At 36.6% G+C, this 14,869-nt stretch carries 13 protein-coding genes and 1 riboswitch; of the genes, 5 read left to right on the top strand and 8 right to left on the bottom strand.

Annotated features, from left to right (window positions below; all coding sequences use genetic code 11):
• Window positions 1-435 precede the first annotated feature (435 nt).
• Together M983_RS02120 and M983_RS02115 are read left to right on the top strand one after the other, a co-directional pair.
• The gene (locus tag M983_RS02120; RefSeq protein ID WP_066746328.1) at window positions 436-1,917 is read left to right on the top strand and encodes an alanine/glycine:cation symporter family protein; all 1,482 of its coding nucleotides are present in this window, start codon (window positions 436-438) and stop codon (window positions 1,915-1,917) included.
• A 98-nt stretch (window positions 1,918-2,015) separates the two neighbouring features.
• Window positions 2,016-2,879 carry an N-acetylmuramoyl-L-alanine amidase gene (locus M983_RS02115; protein WP_066746325.1) on the top strand — a complete coding sequence of 288 codons (864 nt, stop codon included), beginning with the start codon at window positions 2,016-2,018 and terminating at the stop codon, window positions 2,877-2,879.
• A 64-nt stretch (window positions 2,880-2,943) separates the two neighbouring features.
• Here M983_RS02115 and brnQ read toward each other — a convergent pair whose 3' ends face one another.
• From brnQ to M983_RS02100, 3 genes are all read right to left on the bottom strand, one after another.
• Window positions 2,944-4,290 (bottom strand): branched-chain amino acid transport system II carrier protein, encoded by a 1,347-nt coding sequence (gene brnQ / locus M983_RS02110; RefSeq protein ID WP_066746322.1) that lies wholly within the window; start codon window positions 4,288-4,290, stop codon window positions 2,944-2,946.
• Window positions 4,291-4,590: 300 nt separating this feature from the next.
• Window positions 4,591-5,397, bottom strand: a complete 807-nt coding sequence (gene yidA / locus M983_RS02105) for a sugar-phosphatase (RefSeq protein ID WP_066746320.1) — start codon at window positions 5,395-5,397, stop codon at window positions 4,591-4,593.
• A gap of 123 nt (window positions 5,398-5,520) precedes the next feature.
• On the bottom strand, window positions 5,521-5,907 hold the full coding sequence (locus M983_RS02100) for a helix-turn-helix domain-containing protein (protein ID WP_066746317.1): 387 nt from the start codon (window positions 5,905-5,907) through the stop codon (window positions 5,521-5,523).
• A 358-nt stretch (window positions 5,908-6,265) separates the two neighbouring features.
• Between M983_RS02100 and mgrB the strand changes: the two genes are divergently transcribed.
• Window positions 6,266-6,421, top strand: coding sequence for a PhoP/PhoQ regulatory lipoprotein MgrB (gene mgrB / locus M983_RS17855; protein ID WP_245683995.1), 156 nt, complete (start codon window positions 6,266-6,268; stop codon window positions 6,419-6,421).
• Window positions 6,422-6,570: 149 nt separating this feature from the next.
• Entirely contained in the window at window positions 6,571-7,953 is a 1,383-nt protein-coding gene (locus tag M983_RS02095) for an amino acid permease (protein ID WP_066746315.1), read from the top strand.
• Between the two features lie 107 nt (window positions 7,954-8,060).
• Here M983_RS02095 and pagP read toward each other — a convergent pair whose 3' ends face one another.
• Window positions 8,061-8,687: a lipid IV(A) palmitoyltransferase PagP gene (gene pagP / locus M983_RS02090; RefSeq protein WP_074388134.1), complete on the bottom strand. Its 627-nt coding sequence runs from the start codon at window positions 8,685-8,687 to the stop codon at window positions 8,061-8,063.
• 670 nt (window positions 8,688-9,357) lie between these two features.
• Window positions 9,358-9,446, top strand: a riboswitch (TPP riboswitch).
• 53 nt (window positions 9,447-9,499) lie between these two features.
• Here pagP and thiD point away from each other — a divergent pair.
• Complete coding sequence (thiD, locus tag M983_RS02085; protein ID WP_066746312.1) at window positions 9,500-10,297, top strand: bifunctional hydroxymethylpyrimidine kinase/phosphomethylpyrimidine kinase; 798 nt, start codon at window positions 9,500-9,502, stop codon at window positions 10,295-10,297.
• Between the two features lie 76 nt (window positions 10,298-10,373).
• On the opposite strand, the gene fbaB is transcribed toward thiD, so the two are convergent.
• From fbaB to baeR, 4 genes are all read right to left on the bottom strand, one after another.
• Window positions 10,374-11,423, bottom strand: a complete 1,050-nt coding sequence (gene fbaB, locus M983_RS02080) for a class I fructose-bisphosphate aldolase (RefSeq protein WP_066746309.1) — start codon at window positions 11,421-11,423, stop codon at window positions 10,374-10,376.
• 49 nt (window positions 11,424-11,472) lie between these two features.
• Window positions 11,473-12,366 carry a lipid kinase YegS gene (gene yegS, locus M983_RS02075; RefSeq protein WP_066746306.1) on the bottom strand — a complete coding sequence of 298 codons (894 nt, stop codon included), beginning with the start codon at window positions 12,364-12,366 and terminating at the stop codon, window positions 11,473-11,475.
• A 280-nt stretch (window positions 12,367-12,646) separates the two neighbouring features.
• Complete coding sequence (gene trhP, locus M983_RS02070) at window positions 12,647-14,026, bottom strand: prephenate-dependent tRNA uridine(34) hydroxylase TrhP (RefSeq protein ID WP_066746303.1); 1,380 nt, start codon at window positions 14,024-14,026, stop codon at window positions 12,647-12,649.
• 119 nt (window positions 14,027-14,145) lie between these two features.
• Window positions 14,146-14,853 carry an envelope stress response regulator BaeR gene (gene baeR, locus M983_RS02065; RefSeq protein ID WP_066746300.1) on the bottom strand — a complete coding sequence of 236 codons (708 nt, stop codon included), beginning with the start codon at window positions 14,851-14,853 and terminating at the stop codon, window positions 14,146-14,148.
• Window positions 14,854-14,869: the final 16 nt, after the last annotated feature.

Genomic DNA, 14,869 nt, shown 5'->3' with positions numbered 1-14,869 from the left:
TAACTCATCCTTTTAATTTTAAAATGCAATAAATTAAAAGATAATAGCCTGCTTATTTTTTAATCTATTTAATTTTCTAAAATGACTGATTAACTTAATGACTAAAATATATACTCAAGTATTCTTCTTTTATAAATAAAAAAATATATTATTTTATCTCTTTGAAAATAAAAGATTTTTTATTTTGAATAATATTTTGTTTAGTTAATAAGATAATTAAAGTGTAATTGTAATAAGTAAAAAAATAAACAAAAAATATACATTTCCTATAATCTTGTGTTACATTCAGTTCGCTTTTAACACAGCATCTTTTTGATATAACACAAAGACATACGAAGATCATTAATTGATTCGACTACATCTTGTTTATCTGTTTTTTTATTCCAATAGCGATGTAAGGATAGGTTATATACGTTATTATACAGGGGGATTAATTTGACTGGGCTAATAAACTTTGCAAATAATATTCTATGGGGATATGTACTTATCTATTTACTCCTTGGAGTCGGTATTTATTTTACAGTCCGTACGGGATTTATACAAATCCGACATTTTGGTCATATGTTCTCTATTTTAAAAAATAGCAATAAGTCCGATCAATCAGGAATATCTTCTTTTCAGGCATTATGCACAAGCTTAGCTGCGCGCGTTGGGACCGGAAATCTTACCGGTGTCGCTATTGCCTTAACAGCAGGTGGTCCTGGTGCTATTTTTTGGATGTGGGTTGTTGCTTTTATTGGCATGGCAACATCATTAATAGAAAGTACTTTAGCACAACTTTATAAAACAAAAGATGATGATGGAAATTATCGCGGAGGTCCTGCTTATTATATGACGAAAGGGCTGAAAATGCGTTGGATGGGCGTATTATTCGCGATTTTTCTCATTATTGCTTTTGGGTTGGTTTTTAATGCTGTTCAAGCTAATTCTATAGTGCAAGCAACAGCTTCTGCATTTAACTTCGAACCTCTCTATGTCGGTATCTTCTTAGTCATCGCCAGCGGATTGATTATTTTTGGTGGACTTCGCTGGGTTGCGCGTGTTGCAGAATTAGTTGTGCCATTAATGGCAACGGCTTATTTATTATTAGCATTTTGGGTTGTTGCTGATCATATAGAGCGTTTACCCGAAGTCTTTATGTTGATTTTTAAAAGTGCCTTTGGATTACAAGAAGCAGCTGCCGGTGCCATCGGTTATGGCATTAGCCAAGCGATGACACAAGGTATTCAGCGTGGTCTTTTCTCGAATGAGGCAGGTATGGGCTCAGCGCCTAATGCTGCTGCTTCTGCAACGCCTTATCCTCCTCATCCTGCTTCTCAAGGGTATGTACAAATGCTAGGTGTCTTTATGGATACTTTGGTGATTTGTAGTGCAACTGCGGTAATTATTTTGTCATCTGGTGTACTCGATAATCATCAAGAAGGCATTAATGGCATTCAATTAACACAATTAGCTTTATCGTCTACTGTTGGTGGATGGGGCAGTACTTTTATTGCTATCGCTATTTTCTTCTTCGCCTTTACATCAATTATCGCTAACTATGCATATGCTGAAAGTAATATGATTTTTCTTGGTAGAAATCATACAACGGGCCTCTTCTTATTAAGAGGCGCGGTTTTAGCAATGGTGATGTTTGGTGCTTTAGCGGATATGCCTTTGGTATGGAAAATGGCTGACCTCTCAATGGGATTAATGGCAATGACAAATTTAGTGGCAATAGTCTTACTTTCAGGTGTCGCCCTAAAATTGGTTAAAGATTATAATCAGCAAAGGCAAGAAGGATTATTACCTACATTTGATATTCGTCAATATCCTGAGTTACAAAAAGATATTGAAGAAGGTATTTGGTCAGAAAATAGTGTGCGAGATGAACCTCGGATACAGTGTAAAAAGAGTACGCCTGTTACTGAAAAGTAACAAAAAAAAGCCAAAAACCAAAACCCATATTTTTTAATATGGGTTTTTTATATACAATTTAACTTACGTACTTATTTATAATTTATTCAGGATGAATGATGTTTCTCAATCGCTATACGATAAGTTTATTAATGAGCGTAAGTTTGCTCACGGGATGTGTAACACAACCCACCTTAATTGATAGAGAAAGTTATATTGCGCAAATTGTTCCAAATAACCCGGGGCAAGATAATCGTGTTAAATTTTTAGTCATGCATTATACCGCCCAAGATGATAAGGAATCGCTCAAAACATTAACCGCAGGCCATGTCAGTAGTCATTATCTTGTGCCAACTCAACCTGAAGTAATACAAGGTAAACCCGTCGTTTTATCTTTAGTGAGTGAAAATAAAAGAGCATGGCATGCAGGGCTAAGTCAATGGGGAGAAAGTGCTAGCCTCAATAATGGCTCAATAGGAATTGAAATTGTAAATTTTGGCTATCAAGACAAAGGGGAATTAAGAGAGTGGTTTCCTTACACGCCTGAACAGATAAAAGCTATAACAGTATTGATGAAAGATATTATCCAACGCTATGGTATTGAGCCTCAAAATATTGTTGGGCACAGTGATATAGCACCCCAAAGAAAAGTCGATCCTGGTCCTCAATTTCCATGGGCTGAACTTGCTAAACAAGGAATTGGTGCTTGGCCTGATAACGAAACGGTTGAGTTTTATTTAGAAGGTAGACCTTTATCACAGCCAGTTGATGTTGCACATTTTCAAAGTTTGCTCGCTAAATATGGTTATCAGACTCCAACTACAGGTGTTTTAGATAAAGAAACACAAAAAGTCGTTAGCGCATTTCAAATGCATTTTAGATCTAGCGATATCAGCGGTATACCTGATGCACAATCGGAGGCTATTTTAATGGCGTTGATTGACAAATACCGAACTAAATGGATAAAGCCTGTTATAAAGTAGTCAAAGGTAAAATAAAAAATGCTATCGTTTTGATTTGATAGCATTTTTATTGAATGTAATAATCTTATTGAGTGTTGGCTTCTACCATTGTAGGCGGAGTTTTTAACCCTAATCCTATTAACAATGATAGGATAAATGCAATTGCACCTGGTAACAACCAACCTAAGCCATATTCAGAAAGTGGAATATAGCTAAATAGCTGTAATAAATTATCGCTTAATTTATCAAGCTGTTTTAGCGTATCAAATAAGCTCATTAACACAATCACACCAATAGTAAAACGATATGTAAAGCGAGGTGATTTCAGCTTATTACGAATAAATTGTAATAAAACCAGTGTAACTGAGGTGGGGTAGATCATCAGCAATGCCGGAATAGTGACACGTAATAAGGTATCTAATCCAAAGGTTGAAACTAATGTGGTTAATAAGGTGAAAACAACAACCCAAAAACGATATCCCAAACGATGATGAAAAGTCGCAAAATAGTCAGCAGCGGCGCTTGTTACACCAACAAGTGTAGTCATACTTGCTAATAGAACAATACCTCCCATAAGCCAAGTGCCCACAGAGCCAAAGAGTGCATCAACATAGCGAGAGAATATTTGACCGCCATTAGTTGCATTAAGAGCAGGATCGGCAAAAATAGAAACAGAATGGCTTGTTGCACCTAAATAGAATAAGCAAAGGTATAGTGCCGCGAGTAGAAGAACTGAAATCATTCCCGCTTTTATAGTGATAAAACAAATTTGCTTTGGATTATCAATCCCTTTTGTATATAGCGCTCTTGCAACAATACCACCAAAAGCCATCGCTGAAAGCACATCCATGGTTTGATAACCATCGATTATACCTGAAAAGAAACCGTTTACAGCATAAAGACCAGTAGGCTCTTCAATGGGGGAAAGCGGTTTTGCAACTACGGCAATGCCAACAACAACTAATAACACTAGCAATGCAGGTGTCATGAATTTACCTATTGCACTGATCATCGTGCCTTGTTTTAGCATAAAAAACATACTCAATACATTGAAGATAAGCGCAAAAGTAAGGTGGGTTGTGGTATTTTTTTCAATAAGCCCTAGAGGTAAGAAACCCATTTCATATGCCGTATTAGTTACACGAGGCATAGCAAAGGTTGAGCCAACAATTAGATATAAGGCAATCCAAAAAATAGTAGCAACCCATGAAGGCAAATCAACGGAAAGACGTTCACCACGACCACGTACAGCAACGGTAACTAAGGTAAGAAAAGGAAGTAATACACCTGTAACTAAAAATCCTAGTGATGTACTAAACCATTGTGTTCCTGACTGAAACCCAGCCATAGGTGGGAAAATAATATTGCCAGCACCAAGAAAGAGAGCAAAAACCATCATTCCAAGTACGAGCATATCTTTGGTTGAAAGCATAACGAATACGACCTGTCTGTGAATTAAAGCGATAATAATTTATATTGCTATCCAGTATTTATACTTATTTATTAAATGATTATGTTGTAAACATGTTGTTTGAATAACAAAAAGAAAAATGATATTAACAAATTCTTGGATAGATGTAAGAAGAAAGGCGTATTTAATAAGTATTCATGGTAAAATTTAGCATGATAAATCGCTAGATATTGAGGAAAAAAGCAGTGTGATCCTCTAGAAAGGATCACAATGACTCTATTATTTTATAGATATTCACGTTAAATAATAAAAAGATAGCGTTTAAATAAATTTATTTAACGCAGCAGCAACGCCATGCTCTTCATTGGATAATGTGACGAATTTGGCAATTTTTTTAATGGCCTCAGGCGCATTTTCCATCGCAACACTTAAACCTGCATATTTTAACATTGCTAAATCATTATCTTGATCGCCAATACACATAATTTTTTCAGGCGTGATTTTTAAATGCTCAGCGATTTTTTTCACTGCATTACCTTTATTGACATCTGTATTTAAAATCTCAATAAAGTAAGGTGCACTGCGTAGTATGCTGTATTGCTCGTAGATATTTGCAGGAAGATATTGCATTGCGTTATCTAAAACTGTTGGTGTATCAACAATCATAAATTTGCTAAAGCGCATATCATTTTGCATTTCATTAAGGGGACGATAATAAAGCGGAGTCCACGTTAAGAATGCTTCACGGCAAGTAAAGTGACTGATATGGCGATTTGTTGTATAGATTTTATTATCACTCAGCGCATGAAAATGTACGCCAATTTCTCGTGATAGATTTTCAAAGTAGAGATAATCTTCAAAATTGAGTAAGTCTTCAATAATGACCTCACCACTATCAGCTTGATGAATCTGGCTACCATTATTGCTAATACAAAAGTTATCAGAGGTATCTAACCCAAGTTCTTTTAAGTAAGGGGATATACCGTTAAAGGAGCGGCCTGAGGCAAGTAAAATTTGAGTTCCAGACTCTTTGGTACGTTGTATAGCGTCTTTTACTTCTTGTGTGATTTTATGTTGGTTGTTAAGTAACGTTCCATCTAAATCAATAGCAACAAGCTTAATACTCATTAGCATCCCCATTTAAAAAAACAATTATGATTGGTGAAGGGTGAGGCTTTTTATCATTACACAGATTCCCTTTTATTTATGTGACATTAAAGACGATATGAGCAATGTCACATAAAGCGTATTTTAATCACAACAAGGTGATTGTAAATGTAAGGGCTGTTTAGTCTCTAAAATAATATCTTGGTTTTGCCTAAAATCGAAAGGTGTAATGCCATACTCTTTACGAAACATATAGGTAAAGTGCGATTGTGAACCAAAACCAAAATCGAGTGCGATATCAAAAATAGAACGTTCACTGGTACGCAATAAATGGATTGCGCCAGCAAGCCTTCGTTGACGAATATATTTACCTAAAGACGTGCCTGTGACTTCTTTAAAAATTTTTTGCATGTGCCAAAGCGAGTAGCCGGAATATGCAGCTAACTCTTCAAGGTGAATAACACGACCTAAATGCTCCTCAATCCATTTACTTAGCGCGCAAACTAATGCGAGATGATTATCTTGTGGCATTGCGGTTCCATTCTAGCGATGAAGTTAAGGTATAAAACAAAATTAACTCCCTAATATTATACAAAAAGTAACAGACTGAGAAATCCATCTTAATGGATAGTCAATTCTTATCGTTGGCAAAATGTGTAATTAAAGTGATAGATAAGCATTTTGCCAACAAAATAGAGAAAAATAATACAAATTATCGTTTTTTGTAGAGAAAGCATTTAGCTTTTTTTATGAAAATTATGCTAAATTTACTCATAGAGATAATTTATTGCGAATTTTATAACAACAATCACTTTTATCGTTATCGTATTAAAGCGAATACTTTTACTTTTGCTAGTGATACTAACAGAATGTATTTAAAGGATTTAACTTGAGCATAAAGAAGGTCGTTATTATTTTAGTCGCGGTTTTAGCCATTAGTCTTGGGTTATATCTAGTCGCTTTAGACAATTTTTGTGATCAAGGCGAAGATTTTCAGCAAGGTATTTGTCGCTTTACTACGCTTTTCCCCTCTAAACACAGTTAAATAAACCACCTTTTCCATTATTTTCTCCTTAACACGAAATGTATTTGTTATTCAAGTAGGAATAGTGTTTTAATGTAGGCTTGAAATAAACAGTATCGTAAATATAAGTTTACAGCTTTATCGGTAGAATAAATAATAGAAGAGGATTTATGGCGGAAGAGTCGCAACAAGCAGAGCTGAAACGAGGGTTAAAAAATCGACATATCCAGCTTATCGCGCTGGGTGGTGCTGTCGGTGCAGGTCTGTTTCTTGGTATCGCGCAAACCATTAATATGACAGGTCCATCAGTAATTTTAGGTTATGCCATTGGTGGTTTTATTGCGTTTATGATCATGCGCCAATTAGGTGAAATGGTCGCTGAAGAGCCAGTTGCGGGTTCATTTAGCCATTTTGCAAATAAATACTGGGGACCTTTTGCTGGGTTCTTATCTGGTTGGAATTATTGGGTCATGTTTATCTTAGTGGGCATGGCTGAATTAACTGCGGCAGGCAAATATATTCATTATTGGTTACCGGATATTCCTGTTTGGGTTTCTGTTGCTATATTCTTTGTTGCAATCAATCTTATTAATCTTATTAATGTTAAAATGTATGGTGAAACAGAATTTTGGTTTGCCATAATCAAAGTACTCGCGATTGTGGGAATGATTGTGTTTGGTAGCTATTTATTAGCTAGCGGTAATGGGGGACCTCAAGCCTCTATCAGTAACTTATGGGAATTAGGTTTTTTCCCTCATGGTTTCACGGGTTTTATGTCTGCTCTTGCCATCGTTATGTTCTCTTTTGGTGGACTTGAATTAGTGGGGATCACCGCAGCAGAAGCCGAGAATCCGAAGAAAAGTATTCCAAAAGCCACTAACCAAGTTGTTTATCGTATTCTTATTTTTTATATCGGTTCATTAATTGTACTTTTATCTCTTTATCCATGGACACGAGTTGTTGAGGGTGAAAGTCCTTTTGTTCTGATATTTCATGATCTTGACAATTTTCTTATTGCCAATATCTTAAATGCCGTAGTATTAACCGCCGCGTTATCGGTTTATAACAGTGGTGTTTACTCTAATAGTCGCATGCTTTATGGTTTAGCTAAACAAGGAAATGCACCTCGTTCATTAGCAAACGTGAATAAGCGTGGTGTACCTGTGATGTCACTTCTTTTATCTGCAATTGCAACCTCTTTAGGCATTCTTATTAACTATTTATTACCTGATGAAGCACTGGGTTTATTAATGTCGTTGGTTGTGACAACATTAGTGCTTAATTGGATAATGATCTGTTTAGCTAATTTAAAATTCCGGGCTGCAAAAATAAAAGAGGGTGTAGTACCATCATTTAAAGCACTATGGTACCCCTATGGTAATTATATTTGCCTGATATTCTTATGTATGATCTTGGTGATTATTCTGTTAATGCCAAAATACAATATCTCTGTCATTTTAATGCCATTCTGGATTGGTTTACTATGGTGTGGATTTAAAATGTCTCGTTCAAAGAAAATTGTTGAGAATAGACAAGCACGACAAGATAGCTAAAATAGCTAAATAAGAAGGCATTATAAAAAAGCGCATCAAAATTGATGCGCTTTTTGTCTTTTTAGTCACTGCATTTTGATATTTAAAAATAGGATAACTACCTTTAATTACTGCCAGCGGAGCCAAGCGAATAGCACATTGCCGTTATTGTATGTACCAGGTACATATGTCGCCTGAAACGCTAAATGTCCATATTCAATAGAAACTAACGGTAAAGGTAGTGGCATAGGAATATAGTTATATTCATGGCGCGCTGTCACGCTCAGTGTGAAGCCCGCTCCCATACGAAAACCGTCTTTATCACCCGGTATCCACATTTTTTGGAATCCATACCCTATAATCGGTTGTACGCGATTATTGGAGTCCATAAATGCCATAGCATAAAGCGCATGCCAGTCATTATCGTCGTCATAACGATATTTACCCATACCAAAACCCCATGGTGTTTCATTGTATCTGTTTGTTTTTTCTCTATCATAAGTAAAACGGTTATGCCAAGTCCATACAGGCAAATAGTAGTTATAATCGCCATTATCCCAAGTTTGATTTACATTGCGTTTAAATTTTCCCCAATAGCTTTCATTATCTAATGATGATTTTACATGTTGAGGATTTTCTATCACATTTGTCTTATTGGTTACTGGTCTATTTTCAGAAGCAAAAGCAGTTGTTGTTAATAAAAGCGGGAACAACGTAGCTGCTAATACGCTAGGTTGAAAATAAGTCGATAACATAATATAACTCCGAATACTTCACAGCAGTGATTCTAGTAATGGCAAATAAAATAAATAATAGTGTTATTTAAGCAGTCAAAATTTCAGATCAGATCTATCTGAATCTAACTTTTAAAAACAGTGATAAAGGATAAAAGTTGGTCAAAAAAAGAATAGCATAATCATTATATTTTGGGCTTGCTTCATTTTTTAGGCGCCAGATTATAGTCAGATAAGTGTTATAGCATATTAAATAATGAGTAAATTGCAGAAATAAAAGAATAGTGTATACCGTAAATGATAATCAATTTTAATTTAGTCACTGTACAAAATAATATATCAAAAAACAAACATAATGCTTGTTTTTAGCTCACTTTTAATATCATTTACACTATTATAAACAATAATTTCTTTTTATAGAATAGGAAAAAATCTATTAAAAAGAAGCCGTTAATATAGAAAATAGTTAATCACTAAAATTGAAATAGATTATTAGGTAAAAAGTTAAAAAAAGAACAATCATTTTTCGTACTAATAATCTTATATTGAAAATAAAGATATATGGGCTAACAGATATTACTTGCTTTTAGTTTATTTCATTTATGGTGATTTTCTATTGCGATTATTGATTGAAAAGGCGACTAGCTTCTTTAGTTTTAGCATGCAATACTCTTCATCGCCTGATTTTACAGGCTTTGGCTCGGGGCGCCTTAAGGCTGAGATGAACCCGTATAACCTGATCTGGATAATGCCAGCGTAGGGAAGTCAAGGTAACTCTGCTGATAACAGAGCCCGACTTTTCTGTCTCTGGTGATGAAAAGAGGAGCTAATCAGTGAGATTTAATGCATTAACAATTGCAGGAACAGACCCAAGTGGTGGAGCAGGTATTCAGGCTGATTTAAAAACATTTTCTGCCCTTGGTGTATATGGTACGACGGTAATAACAGCATTAGTTGCACAAAATACCTGTGGCGTCAGTGCTGTATATGATTTATCGCCCGATTTTATTGCTGCTCAATTAGATTCTGTGCTTTCTGATGTACGTATTGATAGTGTTAAAATAGGCATGCTTTCTAATATGTCCATTATTGATGTGGTATGTCAGAAATTGCATCAATACGCTATTCCTCATGTTGTACTTGATACCGTAATGGTTGCTAAAAGTGGCGATCCTCTGCTTCAACCTGATGCTGTTGATAATATGCGAACTCAACTCCTACCGTTGGTTGATCTTATTACGCCTAATTTACCTGAAGCCGCTGTATTGCTTGGCTGTACAATGGCAACAGATGAGCAAACGATGAAGCAACAAGGCTATGCTCTTCTTAAAAAAGGATGTAAGGCGGTATTGATGAAAGGAGGGCATTTAGTTCATAGTGAAAGCCCTGATTGGCTATTGACTGAAGATGGCGAATGGCGTTTTACTTCAAAACGTATTGAAACAAAAAATACCCATGGTACAGGCTGTACACTTTCGGCTGCATTGGCAGCAATACGGCCACAAGTTACTGATTGGCATATTTGCGTTGAACAAGCAAAACTATATTTACAACAAGCTATTGAATATGCGGATAGTTTAGAAGTAGGGCAAGGTTTTGGCCCTGTTCATCATTTTCATCGTTGGTGGTAAAAAAATACCCCCAACAGTTAATTATCTAACTTTGGGGGTAACGTTAAAAAGGCGCACAAAATTAAGTGTAGCCTATTTAAGCGATAGTGACCGATTTATTGAGGTACACATCTTGTACGGCATTAATAAGCGCAACACCATCTTTCATAGATTTCTTAAATGCCTTACGACCAAGAATTAGCCCCATACCACCCGCACGTTTATTAATCACCGCAGTACGTACAGCATCTTCAAGGTCATTTTTACCAGCAGCACCACCTGAATTAATTAAACCAGCACGACCCATATAGCAGTTAGCCAGTTGATAACGGACTAAATCAATTGGGTTATCAGTGGTTAATTTGGTGTAAACACGTTCATCAGTATGACCAAAACCGATAGCCGTATAGCCACCGTTATTTTCAGCCATTTTTTGTTTAACGATATCAGCACCAATTGTTGCAGCAAGATGGTTAGCTTGGCCTGTTAAATCAGCACTGGCATGATAATCAACACCATCTTTTTTAAATGCAGGGTTACGCAAATAGGCCCATAATACTGTGACCATACCTAATTCGTGAGCACGTTCAAATGCCATGGAGATTTCTTCAATTTGGCGGCGGCTTTCAGGTGAACCGAAATAAATTGTGGCGCCTACTGCAACGGCCCCCATTTCAAACGCTTGCTCAACGCTTGCATAATAGGTTTGGTCATATTGAGTTGGATAACTTAATGTTTCGTTATGATTTAATTTTACAAGAAAAGGAATTTTGTGTGCATAACGACGAGAAACAGAAGCAAGAACACCATAAGTAGAAGCAACACAGTTACATCCTGCTTCAATAGCTAATTCAACAATATTTTTGGGATCAAAATAGAGTGGATTAGCGGCAAAAGAAGCGCCAGCAGAGTGCTCAACACCTTGGTCAACAGGAAGAATAGATAAATACCCTGTACCTGCTAAACGTCCATGGTTATATAAGGTTTGCATAGAGCGCAACACGGTATTAGGACGATTATTATCAATCATTACGCGATCAATAAAGTCAGAACCTGGTAGGTAGAGATTGTCTTTTGGGATGGTTTGGCAACGATGTTCCAATAACGAGTTAGCGTCAGAACCTAACAAACTTACTATATCAGTCATTACTTACTCCAGTTCACGATGAGATGATAGTGATTGTCATTTATCTACATTAAGATAACAAGTCACATTGAGGTGGTAATCGGCAGTGGATCGCTTCAGGTAACACAATAAATGAGAATTTATCTCCAAAAAGAGGTTCTCCATCTAAATTAAAGATCATTTGATGAGATGAACTGATGTTTACCCAAGCGCTTTCTTGCTCGATAATCTTGTCGTTTTTCTTGCGATCAAATAGGCTGGTTAATATAGAAGGGAGCAATTCATTTGCTTCAACAATGGTAATATTCAGTTTATTGTCGTTAATCAGTGCTTCAGGACAAAGTTGTTGCCCACCACCCGCTTGACGACCATTACCGATACCTAAAACAAGCGCTTCGCCTTTCCAATGAAAATTTTCAGCTTCGATAGTACAAGAATCGGCTTTTAACGTATCCATACGCAATAAACCGTTAACAAAATAGGCGACACCGCCTAAAGCAGATTTTAAGGCCTCAGGGGTTTGAGTGGTTATCTTTGTTCCAAATCCCCCTGATGCCATATTAATAAAATAGTGTGTTTTATTAACATTGATAACATCAATGGGCACAGCTCTTCCTTTAACAGCAAGACTAAGCGCATTTTCCATATCAAGAGGGATTTGTGCACTTGTCGCAAAATCATTCGCTGTACCTAATGGGATGATACCAAGTATTGGCAATGTTGATGGCGCAAGGTGTATTAGCTCAGAAACCACGCTATTGATTGTGCCATCACCTCCTGCTGCAATTATATTTTCAGCATGAAGGGTTATCGCTTCTTGAACAAAGCGTTTTACATCATTTGATTCCCAAGTCACTCTTACTTGAATGTTAAAACCTTCATTGCGTAATTGATAGACGGCTTTTCTCAACGCCTGATTATTAGCACTTTTTCCATTAATAATTAGCAAGCTGGTTTTACTCATCGATAGGAATCCTTTAGTTAAGTTACAATATTAAAAGTAATTGATATTGCAAAAATTACCATGTTTTTTACAAAGGATAACGAAAAAGAGAAGTGATTTACGTATAGATGAAAAAAGAAAAGGCAAATCCAAGGGAGATTGGATTTGCCAAGGAGGTGGTTCCTAGTCTTACTGTATTCATTCTAGTTCTTTATTTTTCAGAACTGATGATACGTCAAACAAATCATTATTGATGTGATCTGCATTTGAAATTGACCATATCAAATCGGATTATGACACTTTACTTAACTTCTACGGCATCAATTTTATGTGGTTGACGTGTTGTTGTGCCTTGTAAATTACGAATAAGTAATGCGTAGTCCAAATCAACATCTTCAGGAACAGCAAAATAAACAATGTGACCATTGCCAGGTGCAACATCTGTAGGTTGCAATTTCTTATTAAACAATTCATCTAACGTGAATTGAATATTTCCTGTTGGTGTCATTAATTCTAAACTGTCACCCAGTATAAATTTATTTTTTACGTCAACTTCGGCTAAGCCATTAACACGTTTACCTGTAAATTCACCCACAAATTGCTGAGTATCAGAGACAGAATAACCATATTCATAAGTTTGATAAGCATCGTGAGTATGGCGACGCAAAAAGCCTTCAGTATAACCACGGTGCGCTAAACCTTCTAATGTGGTTAGCAACGTGGGATCAAAAGGCTTTCCAGCAACAGCATCATCAATAGCACGACGATACATTTGTGCTGTTCGTGCACAATAGTAGAATGATTTAGTACGGCCTTCGATTTTTAAAGAGTGCACACCCATTTGAGTTAATTGCTCAACGTGTTCAATTGCGCGTAAATCTTTTGAGTTCATGATATAGGTACCGTGTTCATCTTCAAACGCGGTCATATATTCACCAGGACGTTTTGCTTCTTCGATTAAGAAAACCTTGTCTGTTGGTGCTCCAGTACCTAATGTTGGCTCGACATTCTTAACAGGAATTGGTTGGTATTTTTCAACGATATTACCAACATCGTCTTCTTTACCTTCTTCTACCTTATATTCCCAACGACAAGCGTTAGTACAGGTACCTTGGTTTGGATCACGCTTATTGATATAACCAGAGAGTAAGCAACGACCCGAATACGCCATACATAATGCGCCATGAACAAACACTTCGAGTTCCATTTCAGGGACTTGTTTACGAATTTCTGCGATTTCATCAATAGAAAGCTCACGAGAAAGAATAACACGCGTTAATCCCATTTGTTTCCAGAATTTAACGGTAGCCCAGTTAACAGCATTCGCTTGTACTGAAAGGTGAATATCCATATCAGGGAAGGCTTCACGAACCATCATAATTAAACCCGGATCGGACATAATCAGCGCATCAGGACCCATATCGATAACAGGTTTTAAATCACGGATAAAGGTTTTTAATTTGGCATTATGCGGTGCAATATTAACCACAACATAGAAGCGTTTACCTAACTCATGGGCTTCTTGGATGCCTTTAGCGAGGTTTTCATGGTTAAATTCATTATTACGCACACGCAAGCTATAACGTGGCTGACCTGCATAAACGGCATCTGCGCCATAAGCAAAGGCATAGCGCATATTTTTTAATGAGCCAGCAGGAGAGAGCAATTCGGGTGTAAACATGGTTAATTTCCTGGTTCTGATTTCAAGTCAGTCCCCCACGCGAAAGGTAGGGGTATATCATAAAGGGGAGGATTCTAGCGCTTAAGTATGGTGAGGTTCAATCTATTGTGTAAAATATTTCATCGAAAACGGTAAGCTTGGGTTTCCCAGCGATAACCTTGACCATAGATTGAGCGAATAAACTCAATTTGATCATTGAGTTGCTCAAGTTTTCGACGTAAATTTTTAATGTGACTGTCAATGGTTCTATCAGTCACAATGCGATAATCATCATAAAGATGATCCATCAATTGATCACGGGTTAATATTTTACCTGGTTGAGTCGCTAATGCTTTGAGTAAGCGGAATTCTGCGGTCGTTAAATCCAGTATTTTATTATGATATTGCACTTGATAAGCTTGCTCATCAATCACCATGGTTTTGTCATTTTGAACAATATCTTGTGGGCGATAGTAACGGCGTAATAGCGTTTTTACTCGCGCGACGACTTCTCGTGGACTATAAGGCTTGCAAATATAATCATCAGCACCAATTTCAAGCCCTAATAGCCTATCAACTTCTTCTGTTTTTGCTGTGACCATAATTATTGGAATATCGGAGAATTGACGTAATTCTTTACAAACACTGATGCCATCTTTAATGGGTAACATCAAATCAAGTAGAACGAGATCAATATGTTGCTGTTGTACCGTTTGACTGACATTGGCACCATCGGCTAACCAATGTGTTTGATAGCCTGCTGCGTGAAGATAATCAATCAGCAATTGTGCTAATTTAGGTTCATCTTCGACAATTAATATTGAATATACATTATCTTCGGCTGTCATCCCTTTACCTAGCTAT

The organism is Proteus myxofaciens ATCC 19692, assembly GCF_001654855.1.
Classification (GTDB): Bacteria; Pseudomonadota; Gammaproteobacteria; order Enterobacterales; family Enterobacteriaceae; genus Proteus; species Proteus myxofaciens.
Note: the sequence above shows the minus strand (reverse complement) of the source record. Positions and strands in the feature narration are given on the sequence as shown.

Excerpts from the sequence above, each read along its gene's own strand:
- M983_RS02115 (WP_066746325.1), top strand. The coding sequence starts at position 2,016 with ATGTTTCTCAATCGCTATACGATAAGTTTATTAATGAGCGTAAGTTTG.
- brnQ (WP_066746322.1), bottom strand. The coding sequence starts at position 4,290 with ATGCTTTCAACCAAAGATATGCTCGTACTTGGAATGATGGTTTTTGCT.
- yidA (WP_066746320.1), bottom strand. The coding sequence starts at position 5,397 with ATGAGTATTAAGCTTGTTGCTATTGATTTAGATGGAACGTTACTTAAC.
- M983_RS02100 (WP_066746317.1), bottom strand. The coding sequence starts at position 5,907 with ATGCCACAAGATAATCATCTCGCATTAGTTTGCGCGCTAAGTAAATGG.
- M983_RS02095 (WP_066746315.1), top strand. The coding sequence starts at position 6,571 with ATGGCGGAAGAGTCGCAACAAGCAGAGCTGAAACGAGGGTTAAAAAAT.
- pagP (WP_074388134.1), bottom strand. The coding sequence starts at position 8,687 with ATGTTATCGACTTATTTTCAACCTAGCGTATTAGCAGCTACGTTGTTC.
- fbaB (WP_066746309.1), bottom strand. The coding sequence starts at position 11,423 with ATGACTGATATAGTAAGTTTGTTAGGTTCTGACGCTAACTCGTTATTG.
- yegS (WP_066746306.1), bottom strand. The coding sequence starts at position 12,366 with ATGAGTAAAACCAGCTTGCTAATTATTAATGGAAAAAGTGCTAATAAT.
- trhP (WP_066746303.1), bottom strand. The coding sequence starts at position 14,026 with ATGTTTACACCCGAATTGCTCTCTCCTGCTGGCTCATTAAAAAATATG.
- baeR (WP_066746300.1), bottom strand. The coding sequence starts at position 14,853 with ATGACAGCCGAAGATAATGTATATTCAATATTAATTGTCGAAGATGAA.